Raw genomic sequence first — 23176 nt, forward strand, 5'->3', positions numbered from 1 at the left:
GGCATCGGCAGGTTGGCAATCCGGATCGGTTCCGGCTTGCGCATGCATGCGGTTCATCGGGGAAAGCGGGATGTGGGGGGCGCCTATTGTCCCACTTCGTGGCCGCCGCGGCACGGGTTCGCGCCGCAGTGTGTCATGCCCGTCCATGCGCGCTTGTTTATGATGTTGCGCTACAGCCGGGCGCCCGGCCCAGCCCACGCTCCAGGCCTGTCATGACCAGCACCGCCGAACTGACTTCGCCCGCGTCCGCCGACCAGCCCGGGCTCGCCACCTTCGACGCCGACTACACCCTGGAACACCGCTACACGCGCCGCGACGGCCGCGTCTACCTCAGCGGCGTGCAGGCGCTGGTACGCCTGCCGCTGATGCAGCAGCTGCGCGACGCGGCGGCCGGGCTCGACACCGCCGGCTTCATCAGCGGCTACCGCGGCAGCCCGCTGGGCGGCTTCGACCTGGAACTGTGGCGCGCGCGCAAGCACCTGGAAGCGGCCAAGGTGCGCTTCCAGCCGGGCCTCAACGAGGACCTGGGCGCGACCATGGTCTGGGGCACGCAGCAGACCAACCTGTTCCCCGGGGCGAAGGTCGATGGCGTGTACGCCATGTGGTACGGCAAGGGCCCGGGCGTGGACCGCTGCGGCGACGTGTTCAAGCACGGCAACGCCGCCGGCACCTCCAGGCATGGCGGCGTGCTGGCGCTGGCCGCCGACGACCATGCCTGCCGCAGCTCGACCCTGCCGCACGGCAGCGAGGACGAGTTCGTCAGCGCGATGATGCCGGTGCTCAACCCGGCCGGGGTGCAGGACATCCTCGACCTGGGCCTGGTCGGCTGGGCGATGAGCCGCTACACGGGGCGCTGGATCGGCTTCAAGACCATCGCCGAGACGGTGGAATCCTCCGCCTCGGTGGACGTGGACCCGTTCGCGCGCCGGATCGTGCTGCCGGAGGATTTCGAGCTGCCGCCGGGCGGACTCAACATCCGCTGGCCCGATCCGCCGCTGGACCAGGAGATGCGCCTGCACCGCTACGCGGTGCGCGCGGCGCAGGCCTTCGCCCGCGCCAACCGGGTCGACCGCATCGTGCTGGACTCGCCGCGCGCGCGGCTGGGCATCGTCACCACCGGCAAGAGCTACCTGGACGTGCTGCAGGCGCTGGAATACCTGGGCCTGGACGAGGAAGCCTGCCGCGACATCGGCATCCGCGTGTACAAGGTCGGCATGACCTGGCCGCTGGAGCCGCAGGGCATCGCCGCCTTCGCCCGCGGGCTGGAGGACATCGTCGTGGTGGAGGAAAAGCGGGCCTTCATCGAGCGGCAGATGAAGGAGCAGTTCTACAACTGGCCGGAGGCCTGGGGCCGGCGCCCGAGCATCGTCGGCAAGTACGACGAGGCCGGGGAGTGGATCCTGCCGTCCACCGGCGAGCTGACCCCGGCCACCATCGCCGGGGTGATCGGCCGCCGCATCCAGCGCTTTTTCACGACCGAATCCATCGAGCAGCGCCTGCGCTGGATGGAGGAGAAGGAGGCGGAGATGGCGCTGCCGCGCGCGCAGTTCCCGCGCGTGCCGCACTACTGTTCCGGCTGCCCGCACAACACCAGCACACGCGTGCCGGAAGGCTCGCGCGCGCTGGCGGGCATCGGCTGCCATTACATGGTCACCTGGATGGACCGCTCCACCGACACCTTCACCCACATGGGTGGCGAAGGCGTCACCTGGGCGGGCCAGGCGCCGTTCACCGAGACCGAGCACGTGTTCCAGAACCTCGGCGACGGTACCTACTTCCACAGCGGCTCGCTGGCGATCCGCCAGGCCGTCGCCGCGAAGGTGAACATCACCTACAAGATCCTCTACAACGACGCGGTGGCCATGACCGGCGGCCAGCCGGTGGACGGCACCCTGACGGTGCCGGACATCGCCTGGCAGATGCGCGCCGAGGGCATCGACACCATCGTGGTGGTCAGCGACGACATCTCGCGCTGGCACAGGCGCGAACTGTTCCCGCCGGGCGTGGAGTTCCACGACCGCAAGGAACTGGACGAAGTGCAGCGGCGCCTGCGCCAGGTCAAGGGCGTGTCGATCTTGATCTACGACCAGACCTGCGCCACCGAGAAGCGCCGCCGGCGCAAGCGCGGCAAGCTCGAGGACCCGCCGAAGCGGGTGATGGTCAACACCCTGGTGTGCGAGGGCTGCGGCGACTGCGGGCAGAAGAGCTTCTGCGTGTCGGTGCTGCCGCAGGAGACCGAGTTCGGGCGCAAGCGCCAGATCGACCAGTCCAACTGCAACAAGGACTACAGCTGCGTCGAGGGCTTCTGCCCCAGCTTCGTCACCGTGCATGGCGGCCGCCCGCGCAAGGGCCCGCGCGCGGAGGCCGCGGCCCTGCTCGACAACCTGCCCGCGCCGCAGCCGCGTACCGACCTGGAGCGGCCCTGGAACATCCTGATCACCGGCGTCGGCGGCACCGGCGTGGTGACCATCGGCGCGCTGCTGGGCATGGCCGGCCACCTGGAAGGCAAGGGCGCGACCGTGCTCGACCAGACCGGCCTGGCGCAGAAGGGCGGCGCGGTCACCACCCACGTGCGCCTGGCGCGCCGGCCGGCCGACATCCATGCCGTGCGCATCGCCGCCGGCGAGGCCGACCTGGTGCTGGGCTGCGACATGGTCGTGGTCAACGACTACTGGGCGCTGTCCAAGGTCCGCGCCGAGCGCTCGGAAGTGGTGCTCAACACCTACGAGGCCATGCCCGGCAGCTTCACCACCCAGCCTGACCTGCACTTCCCCGCGGCCGAGATCATCGCCGGAGTGAGGCTGGCCCTGGGCGGGCGCGAGCCGCGCCTGCTCGACGCCACCCAGCTGGCCACCGCGCTGCTGGGCGACGCCATCGCCACCAACCTGTTCATGCTCGGCCATACCTGGCAGCTGGGCCTGGTGCCGCTGTCCGAGGGTGCGCTGATGCGCGCGATCGAGCTCAACGGCGCGGCGGTGGAGATGAACAAGCAGGCCTTCGCCTGGGGCCGCCTGGCCGCGGTCGACCCGGATGCGGTGGCGCGCGCCGCCGGCCTGGTGTCCAACCCGGTGACCGCCAGCGAGGGCATCGCCGACGACCTGCAGGTGCTGCCGCCGGGCGACTGGGAAGGCAGCGAATGGGGCAGCACCAGCGCGCCGCGCCCGGCCAGCGGCGGGCGCGAATGGCGCGGCCTGCCGGCCTCGGCGGCCGATGCCGCCGGCAGCGGCCAGGCTTGGCCGCTGGATGCGGCCTCCGGCAACGTCGCGCCGCTGCCCCTGGACGACCTGCGCCTGTCGCGCAGCCTGGAGGAACTGGTCGAGCGCCGCCGCGTGTTCCTCACCGCCTACCAGGACCGCGCCTATGCCGCGCGCTACACCGCGCTGGTGGAGAAGGTGCGCGCGGTCGAGCAGGAACGCGTGCCCGGCTCCACCGCGCTGACCGAGGCGGTGGCGCGCTACGCGTTCAAGCTGATGGCCTACAAGGACGAGTACGAGGTCGCGCGCCTGTACACCGGCGGCCACTTCCAGCGCCGCCTGCAGCAGCAGTTCGAGGGCGACTACCGCCTGCATTTCCACCTCGCCCCGCCGCTGCTGGCGAAGAAGGACGAGCACGGCCGCCTGGTCAAGCGCGAGTACGGGCCGTGGGTGTTCACCGCGTTCCGCTGGCTGGCGAAGCTGAAGTTCCTGCGCGGCACCGCGTTCGATCCGTTCGGCCGCACCGCCGAGCGGCGCAAGGAGCGGCAGCTGGTGGAGGACTACTTCGCCACCATCGAGCGCCTGCTGCCGAAGCTGGACGCCGGCAACGTCGGCCTGGCCGCGCAGATCGCCTCCATTCCGGACCAGATCCGCGGCTACGGCCACGTCAAGGAAGCGCACCTGCACGCGGCCAGGGCACGCGAAGCCGAGCTGCTGCGGCAGTGGGACGATCCGCTGCGGATCGTGGTGCGCGAGGCCGCCTGAGCGCGGCGGACCGGCCTCAGTCGGGCGGGGCCGGCCCGGTGGAATCGCGCAGCTGCAGCGCGTAGGGCATGTGCACCATGCTGCCGGCGCCGCGGTCGCGGATCGCCGCCAGCAGCTGCATGGTCGCCACCTGGGCCATGTCCCGGGTCGGCTGCTGCACCGTGGTCAGCTGCGGGAAGATGTGCTTGGCGATGGGCGTGTTGTCGAAGCCGCAGACCGAGACCTGGGCAGGCACCCGCAGGCCCATCTCGCTGGCCGCGCGCATCACGCCGGCGGCCATGTCGTCGTTGGCGGCGAAGATCGCGGTGGGCCGCGGCTGCAGCGACAGCAGGCGGCGTCCCGCTTCCAGCCCGGAATCGAACGAGAACTCGCCCGGCACCACCAGTTCCGGGTCGTAGCGCAGGCCGGCGCGGCGCAGCGCGGTGCGGTAGCCGGCCAGGCGCCACTCGCTGGCGCCGTGGTCCGGATGCCCGCGCACGTGGCCGATGCGGCGGTGGCCCAGCGCCACCAGGTGCGCCACCAGCTCGCACACCGCGTCGTGCTCGTCCAGGGTCACGCCGATGCGGCCCTCGCGCTTGTACGGGGAAATGCAGGCGAACGGGATGCCGCGCTGGTCCAGGCGGTCCAGCAGGGCGTCGCTGTCGGTCAGTGGCGGGGTCAGGATCAGCCCGTCCAGGCGCGCGCCGGACAGCAGCGCGTCCACCGCCTCCACGCAGCCCGGCGCCCGGTGCGCCACCGGCTGCATGACCATGCCGTAGTGGTGCGCCTCGCAGGCATCGACCACGCCGGTGACCACCTCCATCAGGTAGTTCGGCGAGGGATTGTCGTAAAGCAGCGCCACCAGGTAGGAGCGGTTGCCGGCCAGGCTGCGCGCGGACGGGTCCGGTCGGTAGTTGAGCGCCGCCACCGCCTCGCGCACGCGCAGCCGGGTGGCCTCGCGCACGCCCGGCTCGTTGTTGAGCACGCGCGAGACGGTCTTCATCGAGACGCCGGCCGCGGCGGCCACGTCCTCGATCCGGGCCCGCGCCGGGACCGGTCCCGGGCGCGGGTCCTGCTGCCGTCCGTCGTGCGCTCCCGCGTTCACCAGAAGGTCGCGTACAGCGCCACCAGGATGGCGACCACGCCGAGGGCGCCGATGTTGAACCCGGCGGTGGTCGAATAGTCCACGTCGTCGGTGCGGATCAGGTCGCTGCCCTCGCGCTGCGCCGCGGTGGCAAGCGATACGCCCACCGCCAGCGCCAGCGCCAGCAGGAACACCAGGCCGACGCGGTCGATGAACGGCAGCCCCGGCCAGGCCAGCTTGAGCACGATCGACAGCACGAACGAGCCGATCGCCGCGGCCAGCGCGCCGGCCTGGTTGGCGCGCTTCCAGAACAGGCCCAGCACGAAGATCACCACGATGCCCGGGGTGAAGAAGCCGGTGTATTCCTGGATGTACTGGAAGGCCTGGTCGAAGCTGCCCAGCAGCGGCTTGGCGGTGAGGATGCCGATGAGCACCGAAAGCGCGGCGGCGATGCGCCCCACCCGCACCAGCTTCGGCTGGCCGGCGTCCGGGCGCATCTTGGCGTAGAAGTCCAGGGTGAAGATGGTCGCCACCGAATTGATCTTCGACGCCAGCGAGGCCACGATCGCCGCCACCAGCGCGGCGAACACCAGGCCGAGGATGCCGCTGGGCAGCAGTCGCATCATCGTCGGATAGGCCTGGTCGGGCCGGTCCAGGGACGGCGCCAGCACCACCGCGGCGATGCCCGGCAGCACCACGATCACCGGCATCAGCAGCTTCAGGAACGCGGCGAACAGCACGCCCTTCTGCGCTTCCTTCAGGTCCTTGGCCGCCAGCGCGCGCTGGATGATGTACTGGTTGAAGCCCCAGTAGCTGACGTTCATGATCCACATGCCGCCGACCAGCACGCTGATGCCGGGCAGGTCCTTGTAGAACGGGTTGTCCGGACCGAGGATCATCTCGAAGTGGCCCGGGTGCGCGTCCCACAGGCGCTGGAAGCCGGCGAGGATGCCCTCGCCGCCGCCGATCTGCGACAGGGTCAGGCCGGTCACCATCAGGCCGCCGAGCACCAGCAGGGTGACCTGCACGATGTCGGTCAGCGCCACCGCCTTCAGCCCGCCGTACAGCTGGTACACCAGCGCGAACACGCCGATCAGCACCACCGCGGTCATCTGGTCGATGCCGGTGACCTGGTTCACCGCGATCGCGCCCAGCCACAGGATCGAGGTGATGTTCACGAACACGTACAGGCCCAGCCAGAACACGGCCATGAGCGTGCGGATGCGGGTGCCGTACCGTTCCTCGAGGAACTGCGGCATGGTGTAGATCCTGTTGCGCAGGAACACCGGCAGGAAGAACTTGCCGACGATCAGCAGCGTGGCGGCGGCCATCCATTCGTAGGAGGCGATCGCCAGGCCCAGCGCGTAGCCGGAGCCGGACATGCCGATGATCTGTTCGGCGGAGATGTTGGCCGCGATCAGCGAAGCGCCGATGGCCCACCATGGCAGGGACTTGCTGGCCAGGAAGTAGTCGGAGGCCGACTTCTGGTGGCCGGCTTTCTCGCGCGAAACCAGCTGCGCGAGGATGAAGATGCCGGCCAGGTAGGCGAGCACGATGGCGATGTCCAGCGTCGCGAGTTCCACTCCGGTTCCTCCAGATCCATTGGGCTGGCGGCGGCTGGCCGCCGTATTGCGCAGCTCCGGCGCGGAAGGTGGAACCGGGGCCACCGGCGGATCGCCGGCATCCTCCGGGCCGCGTACGCCCTGGTGCGCGGACCGGCCCTCCCCTCGACGCCTGACAGCGCTGTCTTATCGGTGGCCGCGGCAGCGCTGTCAAACGCGCCACCGTGCGGGCCTGGCGGCTGCCCGCGGCCGCCGCGGCGGGGCGCATGGTTGCTTGGGCCAGGCCATGCGCAGGGCGCCGCGGCCACTGCGTTGCAGCAAAGTTTTGCGCGAAACATCGGCCCCGGCTGCCCGCCGGTGGCCGCGTGCGGGGCCGGTGCCAGGCACCGGCCCCGGGTGTCGCCTTACTCGCCGCGCGGGCAGTCGACGATGTGCTCGGCCTCGCTGACCGCGCCGATCGCCACGCGCGAGATCGACAGCGTGGTCGCCGCGTCACTGTGCAGGCGCGCCAGCACGTCCAGCGCGGACACGTCGGCGCCGGCGTGGGCCAGGCACTTCAGCGGCACGCCCAGCGTGGTCCACTGCCCGGCCGGCAGCTTCGCCAGCGCCTCACGCAACGCCACCGGCCGGCCCTGGCCGGCGCTGAGGCCGACGTTGCCGGCAGCCGGCACCTGGTCCGGACGCAGGGTCAGCACCAGCAGCAGGTCGCCGTTGGTCTCGCGCGACAGGTCCACGGCCGGCTCGGCGTAGACCGAGACCGTGGCCGGGGTCGTGCCGGACCAGGCGAGGCGGCGCGAGTCCTCCTGGCGCTCGTGGTCGACCGCGGTGACGCGGATGCTGTCGTCGTGCAGGCCGGCCGGCACCGTGGTGATCTGGGCGGTGTGGTTCTGCGCGTTCTCCACGCGCATGGCCAGGCCCGGGGCCAGCATGGCGTTGGCGAAGTACACGCCCGGGGCGGCGTGCAGGCCGTCGATGCCGGAGTCCTCCGGCAGCGGGTCCAGGTCGCCCTTGTCGGCGTAGGTCAGGCCGTGGCCGAACGGGAACAGCGCCTTGTAGTCCGGCGAGCGCACGTTGCCCTCGGCCGCCTGCGCCGGCCAGGAGAAGCTCAGCTTGCCCTTGAAGTCGTGGTTGACGCTGCCGTCGGGCTTGCGCAGCAGCACGTCGGCCACGCCCGCGCCTTCCGAACCCGGCAGCCAGGCGACCACGAAGGCGTCGGCGGCGTTGATCTCGCGGTTCATCCACAGCGGGCGGCCGGTGAGGAACACCGCCACCACCGGGATGCCGTCGGCCTTCAGGCGCTTGATCAGCTCCAGGTCGGCGTCGTTGCCCGGCTTGTACAGCAGGTTGGCGATGTCGCCCTGGAACTCGGCGTACGGCTCTTCGCCGAACACCACCACGGCCACGTCGGGCTTGGCCTTGTACTTGCCGTCCACCGCCAGCTCGGCGCTGCCGCCGGCGGCCTTGACCGCGCGCTGCAGGCCGTCCCAGATGGTGTCGGCGTTGGGGAAGTCGGCGCGGGTGGTGCCGGAGCCCTGCCAGGTGAGGGTCCAGCCGCCGGCCTGCTTGGCCATGTTGTCGGCGCCGTCGCCAGCCACCAGGATGCGCTGCTTCGGCGACAGCGGCAGCAGGCCGCCCTGGTTCTTCAGCAGCACCAGCGACTCGCGCACCGCCTGGCGCGCGACCTCGCGGTGCTCGGCCGCGCCCAGCAGCTCGAACTTGCCGCCCAGCGCGCGCTGCGAGGGCTTGGGCTTGTCGAACAGGCCCATCAGGAACTTCACCCGCAGGATCCGGCGCACGGCGTCGTCCAGCCGCTCCATCGGCAGGATGCCGTCCTTGACCGCGGCCAGGGTGGATTCGTACATGCCCTTCCAGCTGTCCGGGGCCATGGCCATGTCCAGGCCGGCGGCGAAGGTGGCCGGGCAGTTGTCGTTGCTGCAGCCCTTGACCTGGCCGTGGCCGTTCCAGTCGCCGACCACGAAGCCGTTGAAGTTGAAGCGGCCCTTGAGCACGTCGGTCAGCAGCGGCTTGTGCCCGTGCAGCTTGGTGCCGTGGTAGCTGTTGAACGAGGCCATCACCGCCTGCGCGCCGGCGTTGATCGCGGTGACGTAGCCGGCGGCGTGGATGTCGCGCAGCTCGGCCTCGCTGGCCAGGTTGTCGCCCTGGTCGCGGCCCTTGCTGGTGCCGCCATCGCCGAGGAAGTGCTTGACCGAGACCATCACGTGGCGGTCGTCCAGGAAGTCCGGCGCGCCGGCCTTGCCCTGCAGGCCTTCCACCATGGCGCGGGCGAACTGCGCCACCAGCTCCGGGTTCTCCGAGTAGCCCTCGTAGGCGCGGCCCCAGCGCACGTCCTGCGGCACCGCCACGGTCGGGGCGAAGGTCCACTCCATGCCGGTGGTGCGGGTCTCGATCGCGGTGATCTCGCCGATCCGGCGCTGCAGCTCGACGTTGCGGGTCGCGCCCAGGCCGACGTTGTGCGGGAACAGGGTGGCGCCGACCACGTTGCTCTGGCCGTGCATGGCGTCGATGCCCCAGATGACCGGGATCGCCTTGCCACCGCCGGAGGTATCCATCGACGCCTCCCAGAAAGCGTCGGCCAGCTTCAGCCACTCCTCCGGCCTGGCGTTGTACTTGCCGCCCGGGTCGGAGCTGCCGCCGGCGAGGATCGAGCCGAGGCGGTACTTGCGCACGTCGTCCGGGGTGATCGAGGCGATGTCGCCCTGGATGATCTGGCCGACCTTCTCCTCCACGGTCATGCTGGCCATCAGCGCGTCGATCTTCTGCTCGACCTCCGCGTCGGCCTGCAGCGGCCACTCGACCTGCGGCCAGTTCTCCGGGTTGATGCTGCCGTCGGCGGCGGCCGCGGTGGCGGCCGGAGCGCCGGCGTCGGCCTCGCTCTTGCCGCAGCCAGCCAGCAGGGCCAGGGCCAGCGCCGTGGCCAGTGTGGTACCGATGCGGACGCCCGGCGCGCGCGCGCCGGCAAGCTTGCTACTCAAGGTGCTTCCTCCCTGGTGACGTTATCTGGGCCCCGGACGGCAACCGCCCTCCGGAAGGGCTGGACCGGTCGGCGCAGAGGCTCCGGCCAAACTGTCAGCGCTGTCAATTCGCGCGGCAGCAAGCCGCGACGGGCGCGGCGGCGGCGGCGGCCCGGCCCCGGCGCGCATCCGCGCCGGGGCTGCGCAACCCCGCGTCCGCAGGGCGATTCGCGCCGGGCCGGCGGTGTCCGGGGGCAGTTGCCGGGGTTACCGCTTCCTGCTGCGGCGCAGCAGGAAATTGCGACACAGGGCCGCCTGCGGGCCATCCGGCGGCCCCCTGCGGGGCGCCGCGCTTCCGAAGCCGGCGCGTCCGTCCCTATAATCGGCCAGCTGCGGCCCCGGGCCGCTCGCCAATAGGACGCGAAGTGCGCAACTACGACCTGGAATTCCTGAAGCGTTTCTCGATGGTGCTGGGCATGCTGGCCCTGATCACCCTCGGCCTGATCCTGCTGGCTTCCCACCTGCACGGCCGCATCCCGCCGGAGGTTTCGCCCTCGGCCGCCGCCCGCACCCAGGAGCGCATCGCGCCGGTCGGCGCGGTCTACGCCGGCGACACCGGCGCCGCCGCCCAGGCCGCCGCCGCCGCGGCTGCCGCGGCCGCCGCCGCCTCGCAGGTCGCCTACGGCGGCACCACCGACGGTTCGGTGATCTTCCAGAACCTGTGCGGTGCCTGCCACAGCGGCGGCGTCGGCGGTGCCCCGACCCTGTCCCAGGGCGCGTGGGCCTCGCGCATCGCCCAGGGCAAGGACACGCTGTACAAGCACGCCATCGAGGGCTTCACCGGCAGCGCCGGCGTGATGCCCCCCAAGGGCGGCAACCCCGCGCTGACCGACGAGCAGGTCCAGGCCACGGTCGACTGGATGCTCGACAACCTCAAGTAAGCGCAGCACGCGAACCACCAAGGACGCCGCCCCCGGGCGGCGTCCTCGTTTGCGGCCCCCGCGGCCAAGGATCCCCATGCAGTACTGCCGTTCCATGCCGGGCCGCCACGCCCGCTTCCTGCTCGCCCCGCTGCTGCTGGCCGCGCCCGCGCTGGCGCTGGCCGAGGCGCCGGCCACGGTCGCCATCGGCAGCCTGCACCGCGGCGGGGCCGAGGCGGCCCCGGTGCAGGTCGAGGGCGTGGTCAGCGCCGATTTCCGCGCCGGGCTGGGTGGCTTCTACCTGCAGGACGCCGGCGACGGCGACCCGGACACCCCCGACGCGCTGCTGGTCCAGGCCGACGCCGACGCGGAGGTGCCGCCGGGCTTCGGCCCGGGCATGCATTGCCAGGTCAGCGGCGAACTGGTGGAGCTGCGCGCCGGTGCCGACCGCCTGCGCGCGCTGGCGCCGGCGCGGATCGGCCCCTGCCGCGCCGCCATCCCGGTGGAGCCGGTGCGCCTGGCCGCGCTGCCGCAACGCTGGGAACCGCTGCAGGGCATGCGCGTGCGCATCGAGGCGCCGCTGACGGTGACCGGTACCCACGCCCTGGAGCGCTACGGCGAACTGACCGTGAGTTTCGCCGGACGCCAGTGGCAGCCCAGCGAGCTGGCCCTGCCCGGCACCCCCGAGCACGCCCGCCTGGCCGCGGCCAACGCCCGCCAGCGGCTGCTGCTGGACGATGGCAGCAGCCAGCGCAACCCGGCCACGATCGCGTACCTCGGCGGTGCCACCACCCCGCGCGTGGGCAGCGTGGTGCACGGCGTGGAAGGCATCCTCGAGCGCCGCCACGGCAGCTGGCGGATCCAGGTCGAGCGTCCGCTGCAGCTGCAGGCGGCGCCGCGCCCGCAGCCGCCGCGCGTGCCCGGCACGCTCAAGGTGGCGGCGTTCAACCTGGAGAACCTGTTCAACGGCGACGGCCGCGGCGGCGGCTTCCCCACCCCGCGCGGGGCGAAGACCCACGCGGCGATGCAGGCGCAGCTGGCCAAGCTGGTGGCCACCGTGCACGGCCTGGACCCGGACATCGCCGCGCTGATGGAACTGGAGAACGACGGCTACGGGCCGGACTCGAGCATCGCCCAGCTGGTGGACGCGCTCAACGCCGGTGGCGCGCAGTGGCGCTTCGTCGACCCCGGCCGCGGCCCCGGCAGCGACAGCATCCGCGTCGGCCTGATCTACCGCGCCGACCGGGTCGAGCCGCGCGGCGCCCCGGCGGTGCTGGAAGGCGGCCCGTTCGGCGCGCGCAGCCGGGTGCCGCTGGCCCAGGCCTTCGTGCGCAAGGGCGGCAAGCGCGACCTGGTCGTGGTCGCCAACCACTTCAAGTCCAAGGGCTGCAGCGAAGCGACCGGCGCCGACGCCGACCAGGGCGACGGCCAGGGCTGCTGGAACGCGCTGCGCACCGAATCGGCGCGGCGCCTGCATGCCTGGCTGCAAACCGTGCCGGCCGGCAGCCGCGCCCGGCGCATCGTGCTTCTGGGCGATTTCAACGCCTATGCCATGGAAGATCCGCTGCACTGGCTGCATGGCGAGGGCTGGGTGGACGCGTTCGCCGCGGCCAGGGTCGAAAGGCCGTACAGCTACGTGTACGACGGCCTCAGCGGGCGCCTCGACCACGCCCTGCTGAGCCCGGCGCTGGCGCCGGCGCTGCGCGGGGCGGCCGAGTGGCACGTCAACGCCGACGAGCCGGACGACGCCGGCTACGCCGGGCGCAACGAGCCCGGCCCGTGGCGCAGCTCGGACCACGACCCGCTGCTGCTGGGCTTCGACCTGTAACCATCGGCCGCGGGCACCCTCCAGGCAGCGCCTACAATGCCCGCCCTGCCGGCCCATCCGCGCCGAGGCCCCGCGTCCCATGCCCGAGCTTGCCCTGCAGCTGTTGCTGCTGCTGTTCCTCGCCGGCCTGCTGGCCGGCTTCATCGATTCCATCGCCGGCGGCGGCGGCATGGTCACCATCCCGGCGATGCTGCTGGCGGGCATCCCGCCGCTGCAGGCGCTGGGTACCAACAAGCTGCAGTCGCTGTTCGGCGCCGGCACGGCCAGCTGGAGCTATGCCCGCCATGGCCACGTCGACCTGCGCGCGCAGCTGCCGATGGCGCTCACCGCGGCCGCAGGCGCAGTCGCCGGGGCGCTGCTTGCGACGGTGGTCCCCGGGAGCTGGCTGCGCGCGGTGCTGCCGCTGCTGCTGTTCGGCATCGCCCTGTACTTCTGGCTCAAGCCGGACGTCGGCGCGGTGGAGCGGCATCGACGCATCAGCGAGAAGGCCTTCGCCCTCACCTTCGTGCCGGTGATCGGCTTCTACGACGGGGTGTTCGGCCCGGGCACCGGTTCGTTCCTGATGCTGGGCTTCGTCGGCCTGGCGGGGTTCGGCATCCTCAAGGCCACCGCCCACACCAAGTTCCTCAACTTCGGCTCCAACCTGGGCGCGTTCGCGGTGTTCGTTGGGTCCGGCGCGGTGCTGTGGAAGGTCGGCCTGGTGATGGGCGCCGGCCAGGTGCTGGGCGCACGCCTGGGCTCGCGCTTCGCCATGCGCCAGGGTGCGAAGGTGATCAAGCCGCTGCTGGTGACGGTGTCGCTGCTGCTGGCGTTGCGGCTGCTGGCGGATCCGACCAATCCGTTGCGGGAGTGGGTGGGGTTCTGAAGCCCCCTCTCCCCGGGATGGGAGAGGAAAGGAACGAAGCCACGCCCCGAACGCACGCCACGGGCCGCGGTCGCGCGCGGGTATTGCTGCCGCTGTTTGCGGCCTTGCCCCGCATGCCGTCGCGTGGCGACGGCATGTGGCCTCCCCTCGCCTAGACCCGCTCGAAGATCGCGGCGATGCCCTGGCCGCCGCCGATGCACATCGTCGCCAGGCCGTAACGGCCGCCGGTGCGGTGCAGCTCGTGCACCAGCTTCACCGTGATGATCGCGCCGGTCGCACCGACCGGGTGACCGAGCGAGATGCCGCTGCCGTTGGGATTGGTCTTCTCCGGATCGAGGCCCAGCGCATCGGCGACCGCGCAGGCCTGCGCGGCAAAGGCCTCGTTGGACTCGACCACGTCGAGGTCCCCGACCTGCAGCCCTGCGCGCGCCAGCGCGGCGCGGGTCGCCGGCACCGGGCCCATGCCCATGTACATGGGCTCCACGCCCGCGTGCGCGTAGGCGACCAACCGGGCCAGCGGTTTCAGCCCGTGCCGCTGCACCGCCTCGCCCGTGGCCAGCACCACCGAGGCCGCGCCATCGTTGATGCCCGAGGCATTGCCAGCCGTCACCGTGCCGTCGGCCTTGAACACCGGCCGCAGGCCGGCCAGGTCGCCGGCGGTGACGCCAGCGCGCACATGCTCGTCCACGCGGAACTCCGTCTCCCTGCCTCGACGTCCCACCTCCACCGGCACGATCTGGCCCTCGAAGCGTCCCTCCGCGATCGCCCGCGCCGCGCGCCGGTGGCTCTCCAGCGCCAGCGCGTCCTGCCTCCCGCGGTCGATGCCGTGGCGCTCGGCCACGTTCTCCGCGGTGATGCCCATCAGCACCTTGTCGAATGGGTCCTTCAGGCCCTCGTTGAGCGCGTCCACCATCACCGCGTCGCCGAGCTTGCGCCCCCAGCGCTGGCTGGGCACGTGGAACGGCACCCGGCTCATCGACTCCGCGCCGCCGGCCAGCGCCACCTCGCAGTCGCCGAGCAGCAGCGACTGGGCCGCCGACACGATCGCCTGCAGGCCCGAGCCGCACAACCGGTTCACCGTGAACGCCGGCGCCGCCACCGGCACGCCCGCGTTCACCGCGACCACCCGCGCCAGGTAGGCATCGGCCGGCTCGCTGGGCAGCACCTGCCCGTATACCGCGTGGCCGATCGCGGACGGATCGATACCCGCGCGGGCGATCGCCTCGCGCGCGGTCACCGCGCCCAGCACGGACGGCGGCACGTCGCGCAGGCTGCCGCCGAACGCGCCGATGGCCGTGCGCACGGCCGAGACAAGGAACACGTCGGTCATGGCGATCCCCCGGGTTCAGGCGGGCACGCCGGACCTGGCGCGCAGCGCGCTGGCGACCTCGCGCTCGGCCTGGGTGAAGCCGTAGTCGGGCACGACCTGGCCGCCGGGATCGGACACCGCGTCCCACGACGCCATCAGCCGCTCGCCGGCGTCGTCGCCACCACCGAGATGGCGGCCCTCGGTCAGGGTCACGTAGGCGCGGGCGAAATGCCCGGCACCGGCGCAGACGATCGCGCGGGTCGGCGCGTCGTCGACCACCAGCGGCAGCAGCGCCGGGCTGACCAGCGCCGGATCCAGCACGTCCAGCTGCTCCTGCGGCAGGATGCCTTCCATCATCCGCGTGTACGCGGTCGGCGCCAGGCAGTTGGCCTTGATCCCGTACTTGGCGCCCTCGATGGCGAGCGTCTGCATCAGCCCGACCAGCGCCATCTTCGCCGCGCCGTAGTTGGCCTGGCCGAAGTTGCCGTACAGGCCGCTGGACGAGGTGGTCAGGACGATGCGGCCGAATTTCTGCCCGCGCATCACCTCCCACACCGCCTTGCAGCAGATCGCCGCGCCCATCAGGTGCACGTCCACCACCAGGCGGAAGTCGTCCAGGTCCATCTTGGCGAAGCTCTTGTCGCGCAGGATGCCGGCGTTGCTGATGAGGATGTCGATGCGGCCCCATGCGTCATGCGCGCGCTGCACCATCGCCGCGACCGCGGCTTCGTCGGTCACCGAAGCTGCCACCGCCATCGCCTCGCCGCCGGCCGCGCGGATCTCCGCGGCGACCGCCTCGGCGGCCTCCAGACCCAGGTCGTTGACCAGGACCTTCGCGCCCTTGCGCGCCAGGTAGAGCGCATGTTGGCGACCCAGGCCGCCGCCGGCACCGGTGACGATCGCTGTCCTTCCCTTCAGTGGCATCATCGAACTCCCGTTTGTCGTGAGGCACGGAACGGGAGCGCACCGGCGCTCAGCCGGGTTTCGAACGCGTTCCGTTCCGCGGTTTGCAGATGGTCTTGAAGCCGGCGGCCATGAACTTCGCCATGCGCGCCTTCACCGCTTCGTAGTCGTCCGAGCGGCACAGGCCGCCGGAGAGGCGGTCGATGCGCCCCGTGCGCGCCAGGGTGAGCATCAGCGCGCCAGTGACGAAGTGGTAACCCCAGAAGATGTCCTCCTCGGCCGCTTCCGGCAGCGCGCGCTTGAGCAGGCCGATCAGGCGCAGCACCACCGGGTCGAAGTGCTGGTCCATCAGCTCGCCGCCGTGGCGGGTGTTGGACATCAGCGCGCCGAGCGCACCGTAGTTCTTCCACGCCTCGCCGCCCTGGCTGTACAGGTCCAGGTCGGTGTCCAGGAACGCGCGCAACGCGCCTTCCACCGTGGGCTTGCCCTTGCAGGCTTCCTCGTAGGCGTCCAGCGCCTGCATGCGCGCGCTGCTGGTGACGCCGGCGCGACGCGCGATCACCGCGTCGAACAGCGTCTGCTTGTCCTTGAAGTAATAGTTGACCAGGGTGTGGTGCACGCCCACGCGCTCGGCCACGTCCTTCAGCGTGACGCCGTACAGCCCGTCGCGGGAGAACAGGTGTTCGGCCGCGTCGAGGATCTGTTCGGTCATCTCCGCGCGCTGGGCCGCCTTGGTGGTGCGCGCGGTCCGGGTGGTGCCGGCCTTCTTCGCACCACCCCGCCGGGATCCGGACGTCGTCGCCTTTGGCACCCTGCAGCCTCCAATGCCGCCCGGCATATGCGCTGGCCGGAGACATCACGCCTCCCGTCGCCATTGTGCGCCGCCGAATTCGGCCCTCAGCCGCATTTTGTCAATTTTGCCGGTCGCTGCCAAAGGCATCCGTTCCACCCGGATGATCTCATCCGGCATCCACCACGAGGGCACCGCGCCGCGCAGCGCGTCCAGCAGCTCGTTGTCGGTGGTGTCCGCGTCGGCGCGCATCTCCACCAGCAGCACCGGGCGCTCGCCCCACTTCGGGTGCGCCCGCCCGATCACCGCGGCCAACGACACGCCCGGGAGCCGGCCGACGATCTCCTCGATCTCGGCCGGGTTGATCCACTCCCCGCCGGACTTGATCAGGTCCTTGGCGCGACCGGTGATGACCAGGTTGCCATGCTCGTCGATGCGCGCCAGGTCGCCGGTGGGGAACCAGCCATCGGCGTCCACCGCCGGTTCGAGCTGGCCGAAATAGCGGTAGACCACGCTGGCCCCGCGCACGCGCAGGTGCCCCTCGCAGCCGCGCTGCTGCGGCAGCGGTACGCCGTCGGCGTCGGTCAGCAGCAGGTCGATGCCCAGCGCCGGGCGCCCGGACAGGTGCGGGGCGCGCCCGGGATCGTCGGGCAGGGCGACGGTGCCGGTGGGCGACAGCTCGGTCATGCCCCAGCTGGTCTGCACCACCGCCCCCAGGCGCTGCTCGATGCGCTGCATCAGCGCCGGTGCCATCGGCGCGCCGCCGACGAGGATCCGCTTCAGCGAGGGCACCTCGCCGCCGTGCGCATCGAGATGGTCGACCAGGCCCAGCCACACGGTGGCCACGCCGATCGCCACGGTGACGTCCTCGTCGCGGATCAGCCTGGCGAGGCGGGCGCCATCGAGATGGCGACCCGGCAGCACCAGCTTCGCGCCCACCGCCGGCGCGGCGAACGGCACGCCCCAGGCGTTTGCATGGAACATAGGAACGGCCAGCAGCACGCTGTCGCGCTGCGACAGCGCCATGGTGTCGGCCTGCAGTGCACGAAGCGTATGCAGGAACACGCCGCGATGGGTGTAGGTCACGCCCTTCGGCGCGCCGGTGGTGCCGGAGGTGAAACACAGGCCGCAAGGCAGGCGTTCGTCGAAGCCGCCCCATCCGGCCGGCTTGCGCGGCGCACCGGATCCCGCGTCGAGCAGGCGCTCCAGTGGTTCGATCGCCGGCGCAGCATCGTCCGCCACGGCCGTGCCATCGATCGACAGGATCCGTTCGACCGACCCGGCGCGCGTGGCGATGGCCCGCGCCAGCGGCGCCAGGTCGGCGGCGGCGACCAGCACGCGCGCGCCGGACTGTTCCAGCATCGTCGCCAGGTGTGCCTCGGACACGCGCGGGTTGAGCGTCTGGCAGACCGCGCCCATGCCCATCACCGCGTACCAGGTCTCCATGTGCGACTGGGTGTTCCAGGCCAGGGTGGCGACCACGTCGCCGCGACCGACGCCCATCCCGGCCAGCAGTTCCGAGACTTCGCGGCTGCGACGCTGCAGGTCCGCGTAGCCGACGCGCGCCGTGCTTCCATCCTCGGCCACGGTGACCACCTCGACCCCGGCGTGCCACTTGGCACCATGCTCCAGGAACCTGTCGATGGTCAGCGCCCAGGCCTGCATCTGGCCATGGATCACGGACATCCAGGCACTCCGGCGGGCAGCGGCGGCGCGGCGATGCCGACGTTCCAGTGCCAGGGCTGGCCGCCCTGCGCGCGGCGGCGGCACACCACCTGCTCCACGAGTTCGTACATGCCCGGCATCAGCTTTTCGCCCGGCACCGGCGCGCCGTCGAAGGCCATGTAGGCGCGCGCCTGGCCATAGGGCTGCCACGCCGGCTGGCCGGCGGCGACCGGCTGCCCGCTGCGCGCGAACGAGGCCCAGTAGCCCGACATCGCCGCGGTCAGCGCCCGCTCGCCGTCGGAGTCCGGTGCCTTCGGCCACTGCGGCGGGGTGCGGTCGTGCCTGGCGAACACGTACGGCAGCTCGGCGGCGTGGAATGCGTGCAGGCCGGCTTCGTCGGCGGCCGGGTAGCCGTGGTTGAAGTAGTACAGGTACGACGGCAGGCCCAGCTCGGCCTGCTTGCGCACCAGCCGCTCGGCGGTCCAGCCGTACATCGCGTCGCGGGTGGTGGCGAGCATCGCCGCGTCGAGATCGGTCGCCGGATAACGGTCGAGCATCGCCTCGGCCAGGTCGCCGTAGGCGGCGCGGATCGCCGCCTCGTAGGCCGCGGCATCGGCCGGCTTCGGCGGCAGCAGGAAGCGCAGCGAGCGGATCTCGCCCTCGTTGAAGCCGGCCAGGATTGGCACCGGCGCCTGCTCGCCGCGGTCGAAGACCTCGACCAGCTGCGCCGGCAGCACCTTGCCGTCGACGTTGCCGAACGGCAGGAAACCGGACATCGCCGCCTTCACCGTCAGCTCCTGCGGGTCCATGGCACGGAGCCGCGGCAGGCCGCGCACGCCGAGCTTGCGGCCCAGCTCCAGGCCCGACTCCTCGGCCGCGGGCATGCCATGCACGGCCTCGCGCAGCGCCGGCGTGGTGATCATGTACGCACTCTGGGCGATGGCCTTGTGGAACAGGCCGCGCGCCGGCGGTGCGGCCATCAGGTACATCACGCTCAGCGCGCCGGCCGACTCGCCGGCGATGGTGACGTTGCCCGGATCGCCGCCGAACGCGGCAATGTTGCGCTGGACCCAGCGCAGCGCCTCGATCTGGTCGAGCAGGCCGTAGTTTCCGGACACGCCGTCTGCCGACTCGGCGCTCAGGTCCGGATGGGCCAGGTAGCCGAGCACGCCAAGGCGGTAGTTGATGCTCACCACCACCATGCCCTGCGCGGCCAGGCGCGCGCCGTCGTACATCGGCTCGCGGCTGGAGCCGGCGACCAGCGAACCGCCGTGGATCCACACGAACACCGGCGCGTCCTTCGCCTCGGCCGGCGCCCAGACGTTGAGCGACAGGCAGTCCTCGCTGGTCGGCAGGGCCTCGCCTGGCGAGTAGATGCTGCCGGGGCGCGGCGGCGGCTGCACGCAGGCCGGGCCGAAGCGGGTGGCCTCGCGGGTGCCCTTCCAGGGTTTGGCTGGCACCGGCGCGCGCCAGCGCAGCTGCTTCACCGGCGGCTCGGCGTAGGGAATGCCAAGGAAGGCATGGATGCCGCCGTCGAGCGCCTCGCCCCGGAGCGCGCCGACGGGGGCGTGGACGACCGGCCCCTGGGACCACGCCGCACCCGGAAGCGCGGCACAGCCCAGGACCGCGGACACGACCAGAGAGCGGAAGGTGGATCGGGTCACGGGGTGGTCTCCTGCGAAGCCTGGAGTCGGATGGTGCGCGCCAGCCGCAGGAACATGCCCACCGCCAGCAGGTAGAACGGGATCAGGGTGTAGAACGCCATCTGCAGCGAGTTGTCCGGGTGGCTGGCACGGAAGAAGTCGCTGGCCATGCCCAGGTAGGCCGGGCCGAGGCCCAGGCCGATCAGGTTCATCACCAGCAGCAGCAGCGCGCCGGAGAGCACGCGCTGGTTCGGTCGCACTTCCTCCTGCACCAGGGTCACCGCCGGCGACAGGTAGAAGTAGTTCAGTCCGGTCGGCAGCAACAGGAAGGCCAGCGCCAGCGGCCAGCGGTCGGCCCACACGAACAGGGCGAACAGCGGCATCGCAAGGGCGAGGCCGGCGGCCGGCAGGTAGGCGTAGGCGGTCTTCGACTTCCGTGACAGACGGTCGATCAGGCGGCCCGAGGCGAACATGCCGGCGCAGATGCCGGTGCCGATCACCAGCGCGTACCACACCGCCACCTGCTCCAGCGCCATGCCCTTCTCGCGCATCAGGAACAGCACGGTGAAGTTGAGCACGGCGTAGGTGATGAACTGGGTTGCGCCGCAGGCCAGGGCCATGCCGCGCAGCACCGGGTTGGCGAAGTACTCGCGGCAGGTGCGCCAGAACGGCGGAGCCGGCTCGGCGGCGGCAGCCACCGCTCCGGGCGCGGCATCCAGTCCGCCCTTGCGCGGCTCGCGCACCACCAGCCACACCACCAGCGCGGTCACCACCCCGACCACGCCGACCCAGATGAACGCCAGGCGCCAGGAGTAGGCCGCGGCGATCGAGGCGCCGAAGGCCACGCCCAAGGCCTGGCCTATCGGCGGGCCGAGGTTGAACAGGCTCAGCGCGGTGCCGCGCATGCCCGGCGGGAAATAGTCGGAAATGATCGCGTAGGACGGCGGCACGCCGCCGGCCTCGCCCACGCCGACGGTCATCCGCGCCAGCGCCAGCTGCGGATACGAGGAGGCCATGCCGCAGGCGGCGGTGGCCGCGCTCCACAACGCGCAGGAGAACGCCAGCACCCGCACCCGGTTGGTGCGGTCGGCCAGCCAGCCGACCGGGATCGCCAGGATGCAGTAGAACATCGCGAAGTACAGGCCGCCGATCAGGCCGAGCTGGGAGTCGGTGACCCCCAGTTCGTCCTGGATGGGCTTGGCCAGGATCGACAGCAGCTGCCTGTCGAGGAAGTTCAGCACGTAAACCAGGCACAGGATCGCCAGCACGATCCATGCCCGCGCGCCCGGTCGCGCGTGCTGCGCGCCGGGCATCGCCTGGCTGGCCGGAAGCGCGGCCATCAGAACCGGTACCCCACGCGCACGCCGACGGTGCGCGGCCGCACCAGCGCGTAGCGGCCGTCGAGGAACGCCTCCGGATGCACGTAGGTGACCGAGCGGTCGTCGAACAGGTTCTCCACGTACAGGCCCACCGTGTACTTGTCGAACGCGGCGGCGACATTGGCGTTCACCACGGTGTACGCGTCGGTGTAGTCGAAGGTCGGGCTGACCACGCCCGGCTGGCCGGGCACGTACTGGAACTGTCCGGGGAAGTCGCCGACGTGGACGATCGCCAGCGAGGCATTGCCCTCCGAGCCGCGGATGAAGTCGAAGCGGTAGCTGGTGACCAGCGAGGCGCTGAACTCCGGCGCGGCCAGCCGCGCGCCGAGGACAGTGCCGGAAATCGCGGCCTCCTGCGGGGTCAGTTCATCGACCCGGGCGCGGTTGAACGAGCCGTTCAGTGCGATCGTCCAGTCCATGTTCGGCATGGCCATCAGCTCGAACTCCAGGCCACGGCTGTAGGCCCCACCGATGTTGGTGGCGAACTGGACCTGGTCGGAGACGCGGTTGGCCTGCACCTGGATGTCGTTCCAGTCGACGTAGTACAGCGCCAGGTTGGCGGCCAGGCGGCCGTCGAGCCAGCTGCCCTTCATGCCCAGCTCGTAGTTGATGAGCTTGTCCGAGTCGGCGCCGTAGGGGATGACCAGGTCGTCCGGGTCGATGGTGCTGACCGATCCGGCGCGGGCATTGACCACCGGCGCGCGGAAGCCGGTGGCGACCGCAGCGTAGGTGGTGACCGACGGCACCGGGCGCCAGGAAGCGCTGAGCCGGTACGACGGGCCGGTTTCCTTGGCCTTCGCGCCGGTGGCGGCCTCGACCGGGGTGATCGTGACCGGGCCGCCGGGGATGCCGAAGAAGGCGTACAGGTAGGCCTGGGTGAGGTAGTCGCTGTTGTAGCCGCCGGCGGCGGTGAAGGCCTGGGCCTGGGTGCTGCCGTAGCGCAGGCCCAGGGTGGCCCAGAAGTCGTCGTTGAAGTGGTAGGTCAGCTGGCCGAACAGCGCCTGCTCCTTTGACACGTCGGTGCTGAGGAAGCGCAGGTAGTACTCGTCCGGCAGGCCGGTGATGCCGCTGCGCTGCAGGAATTCCTCGTTGGAGCGGTAGCCGAAGTAGACGTCGCGGTCGCGCTTGAAGTGGAAGCCGCCGAGCACCCACTCGAACCGGCCACCGGTGTCGGACACCAGGCGCACTTCCTGGACGAAGGTCTTGCTGTTGAACGGCGCGTCCAGGGCGAACGCGAAGGCCTGGCCGTAGGTGCCGGCCAGGTCCACGTTGAACGCCGCGTCGTAGTCCGACCAGGTCGAGGAGCTGGTCAAGTGGGCGCCGTCGAACTGGTAGTCCAGGGTCAGGTTGTAGTTGTCCATCGTCCCGTTGAACATGTCGGGACGGTCGGAGTAGCGCTTGTCCCGGCCGAGGTCCGGGTTGGTCAGCGAGGAATCCTCCGGCGTGCTCTCCTCGCGCGACAGGCGCACCTGCGCGGAGAAGCGGTCGGTCGGCTCCCACAGCAGGGTGGCGCGGCCGCCCCAGGCCTTGAGCACGTTGGCGTCCTTGACGCCGGTGCCGAGGTTGTCGATGTAGCCGTCCTCGTTGCGCGAGAAGCCGACCACGCGCAGGGCCATGGTGTCCTGCGCCAGCGGGATGTTGACCATCGCGTTGTAGCGCTGGCGCAGCGAGCTGGAACCGGTGACGCCGACGTCGGCCAGGAACGAGGCGTCGAAGGCGTTGGGGTCGGGCGCGTGGGTCAGGATGCGCAGCGCGCCGGCCAGCGAGCCGGAGCCGAACAGCGTGCCCTGCGGGCCGCGCAGGAACTCGATGCGCTCGACGTCGTACAGGCTCGGGTCGAGCACGGTCGAGTTGCCATTGGCCGAGATCGGCAGTTCGTCGATGTAGATCGCCACCGTGCTCTGCAGGTTGGCGTTGTAGCCGTTGGTGGCGATGCCGCGCGCGGTGAAGTTGTTGAAGTTCGCACTGGGGCGGTTGAGCACCACGCCCGGGGTTTCATGGGCCAGGCCCTCGTAGCCGACGATGCCCTTGGCATCGAGCTGTTCCTGGCCGAGCACGGTCACGCTCAGCGGCACGTCCTGCAGCTTCTCGCTGCGGCGGGTCGCGGTGACCACGATGGCGTCCAGTTCCTGGGCGCCGCCAGGCTGGGACCGCGATTCCAGCGCCTGGCCGGTGGCCTGCGCCAGGGCGGAAACAGGTAAGGCGAGCAACGTTGCCACGTATGCGGACGCGACCAGACGACTTGCCATGCGGATCCCCTCCCAAGGATTGCCGGTTAAGCACGAAAGCGTGCCCGGATACTGCAAGGCGGAAACGGC

At 71.3% G+C, this 23176-nt stretch carries 14 protein-coding genes; 4 read left to right on the plus strand and 10 right to left on the minus strand.

Annotation, left to right across the window (positions count from 1 at the left end; all coding sequences use genetic code 11):
* Positions 1–212 precede the first annotated feature (212 nt).
* On the plus strand, positions 213–3959 hold the full coding sequence (locus EIM48_RS04605; RefSeq protein WP_125111150.1) for an indolepyruvate ferredoxin oxidoreductase family protein: 3747 nt from the start codon (positions 213–215) through the stop codon (positions 3957–3959).
* Between the two features lie 16 nt (positions 3960–3975).
* On the opposite strand, the gene EIM48_RS04610 is transcribed toward EIM48_RS04605, so the two are convergent.
* The 3 genes from EIM48_RS04610 to EIM48_RS04620 form a co-directional block, all read right to left on the minus strand.
* On the minus strand, positions 3976–5043 hold the full coding sequence (locus tag EIM48_RS04610; protein ID WP_019399337.1) for a LacI family DNA-binding transcriptional regulator: 1068 nt from the start codon (positions 5041–5043) through the stop codon (positions 3976–3978).
* Positions 5040–6605, minus strand: coding sequence for a sodium/sugar symporter (locus EIM48_RS04615; protein ID WP_019399338.1), 1566 nt, complete (start codon positions 6603–6605; stop codon positions 5040–5042). The genes EIM48_RS04610 and EIM48_RS04615 overlap by 4 nt, the downstream gene beginning before the upstream one ends.
* A gap of 383 nt (positions 6606–6988) precedes the next feature.
* Positions 6989–9577, minus strand: a complete 2589-nt coding sequence (locus EIM48_RS04620) for a glycoside hydrolase family 3 protein (protein WP_019399339.1) — start codon at positions 9575–9577, stop codon at positions 6989–6991.
* Positions 9578–9981: 404 nt separating this feature from the next.
* Between EIM48_RS04620 and EIM48_RS04625 the strand changes: the two genes are divergently transcribed.
* The 3 genes from EIM48_RS04625 to EIM48_RS04635 all read left to right on the plus strand — a co-directional run bounded on the left by EIM48_RS04625 (position 9982) and on the right by EIM48_RS04635 (position 13169).
* A complete protein-coding gene (locus EIM48_RS04625; protein WP_019399340.1) occupies positions 9982–10497 on the plus strand; it encodes a c-type cytochrome in 516 nt (171 codons plus the stop codon).
* A gap of 76 nt (positions 10498–10573) precedes the next feature.
* On the plus strand, positions 10574–12304 hold the full coding sequence (locus EIM48_RS04630; protein ID WP_125111151.1) for an ExeM/NucH family extracellular endonuclease: 1731 nt from the start codon (positions 10574–10576) through the stop codon (positions 12302–12304).
* A gap of 79 nt (positions 12305–12383) precedes the next feature.
* Positions 12384–13169, plus strand: a complete 786-nt coding sequence (locus EIM48_RS04635) for a TSUP family transporter (RefSeq protein WP_028914332.1) — start codon at positions 12384–12386, stop codon at positions 13167–13169.
* 151 nt (positions 13170–13320) lie between these two features.
* Here EIM48_RS04635 and bktB read toward each other — a convergent pair whose 3' ends face one another.
* The 7 genes from bktB to EIM48_RS04675 form a co-directional block, all read right to left on the minus strand.
* Positions 13321–14499 carry a beta-ketothiolase BktB gene (bktB, locus tag EIM48_RS04640; protein ID WP_019399343.1) on the minus strand — a complete coding sequence of 393 codons (1179 nt, stop codon included), beginning with the start codon at positions 14497–14499 and terminating at the stop codon, positions 13321–13323.
* Between the two features lie 15 nt (positions 14500–14514).
* A complete protein-coding gene (locus EIM48_RS04645; RefSeq protein WP_028914330.1) occupies positions 14515–15402 on the minus strand; it encodes an SDR family NAD(P)-dependent oxidoreductase in 888 nt (295 codons plus the stop codon).
* Positions 15403–15451: 49 nt separating this feature from the next.
* Positions 15452–16093 (minus strand): TetR/AcrR family transcriptional regulator, encoded by a 642-nt coding sequence (locus tag EIM48_RS04650; RefSeq protein WP_037034191.1) that lies wholly within the window; start codon positions 16091–16093, stop codon positions 15452–15454.
* A gap of 144 nt (positions 16094–16237) precedes the next feature.
* On the minus strand, positions 16238–17857 hold the full coding sequence (locus tag EIM48_RS04660) for an AMP-binding protein (RefSeq protein WP_125111152.1): 1620 nt from the start codon (positions 17855–17857) through the stop codon (positions 16238–16240).
* On the minus strand, positions 17848–19500 hold the full coding sequence (locus EIM48_RS04665) for a carboxylesterase family protein (protein WP_233581626.1): 1653 nt from the start codon (positions 19498–19500) through the stop codon (positions 17848–17850). Before EIM48_RS04665 ends, EIM48_RS04660 begins: the two co-directional genes overlap by 10 nt.
* Positions 19497–20819, minus strand: a complete 1323-nt coding sequence (locus EIM48_RS04670) for an MFS transporter (RefSeq protein WP_019399348.1) — start codon at positions 20817–20819, stop codon at positions 19497–19499. The genes EIM48_RS04665 and EIM48_RS04670 overlap by 4 nt, the downstream gene beginning before the upstream one ends.
* Positions 20819–23077: a TonB-dependent receptor gene (locus EIM48_RS04675; protein WP_198006223.1), complete on the minus strand. Its 2259-nt coding sequence runs from the start codon at positions 23075–23077 to the stop codon at positions 20819–20821. Before EIM48_RS04675 ends, EIM48_RS04670 begins: the two co-directional genes overlap by 1 nt.
* Positions 23078–23176: the final 99 nt, after the last annotated feature.

Origin of the sequence: Pseudoxanthomonas sp. SGNA-20 (assembly GCF_003931635.1) — a bacterium.
Taxonomy (GTDB): domain Bacteria; phylum Pseudomonadota; class Gammaproteobacteria; order Xanthomonadales; family Xanthomonadaceae; genus Pseudoxanthomonas.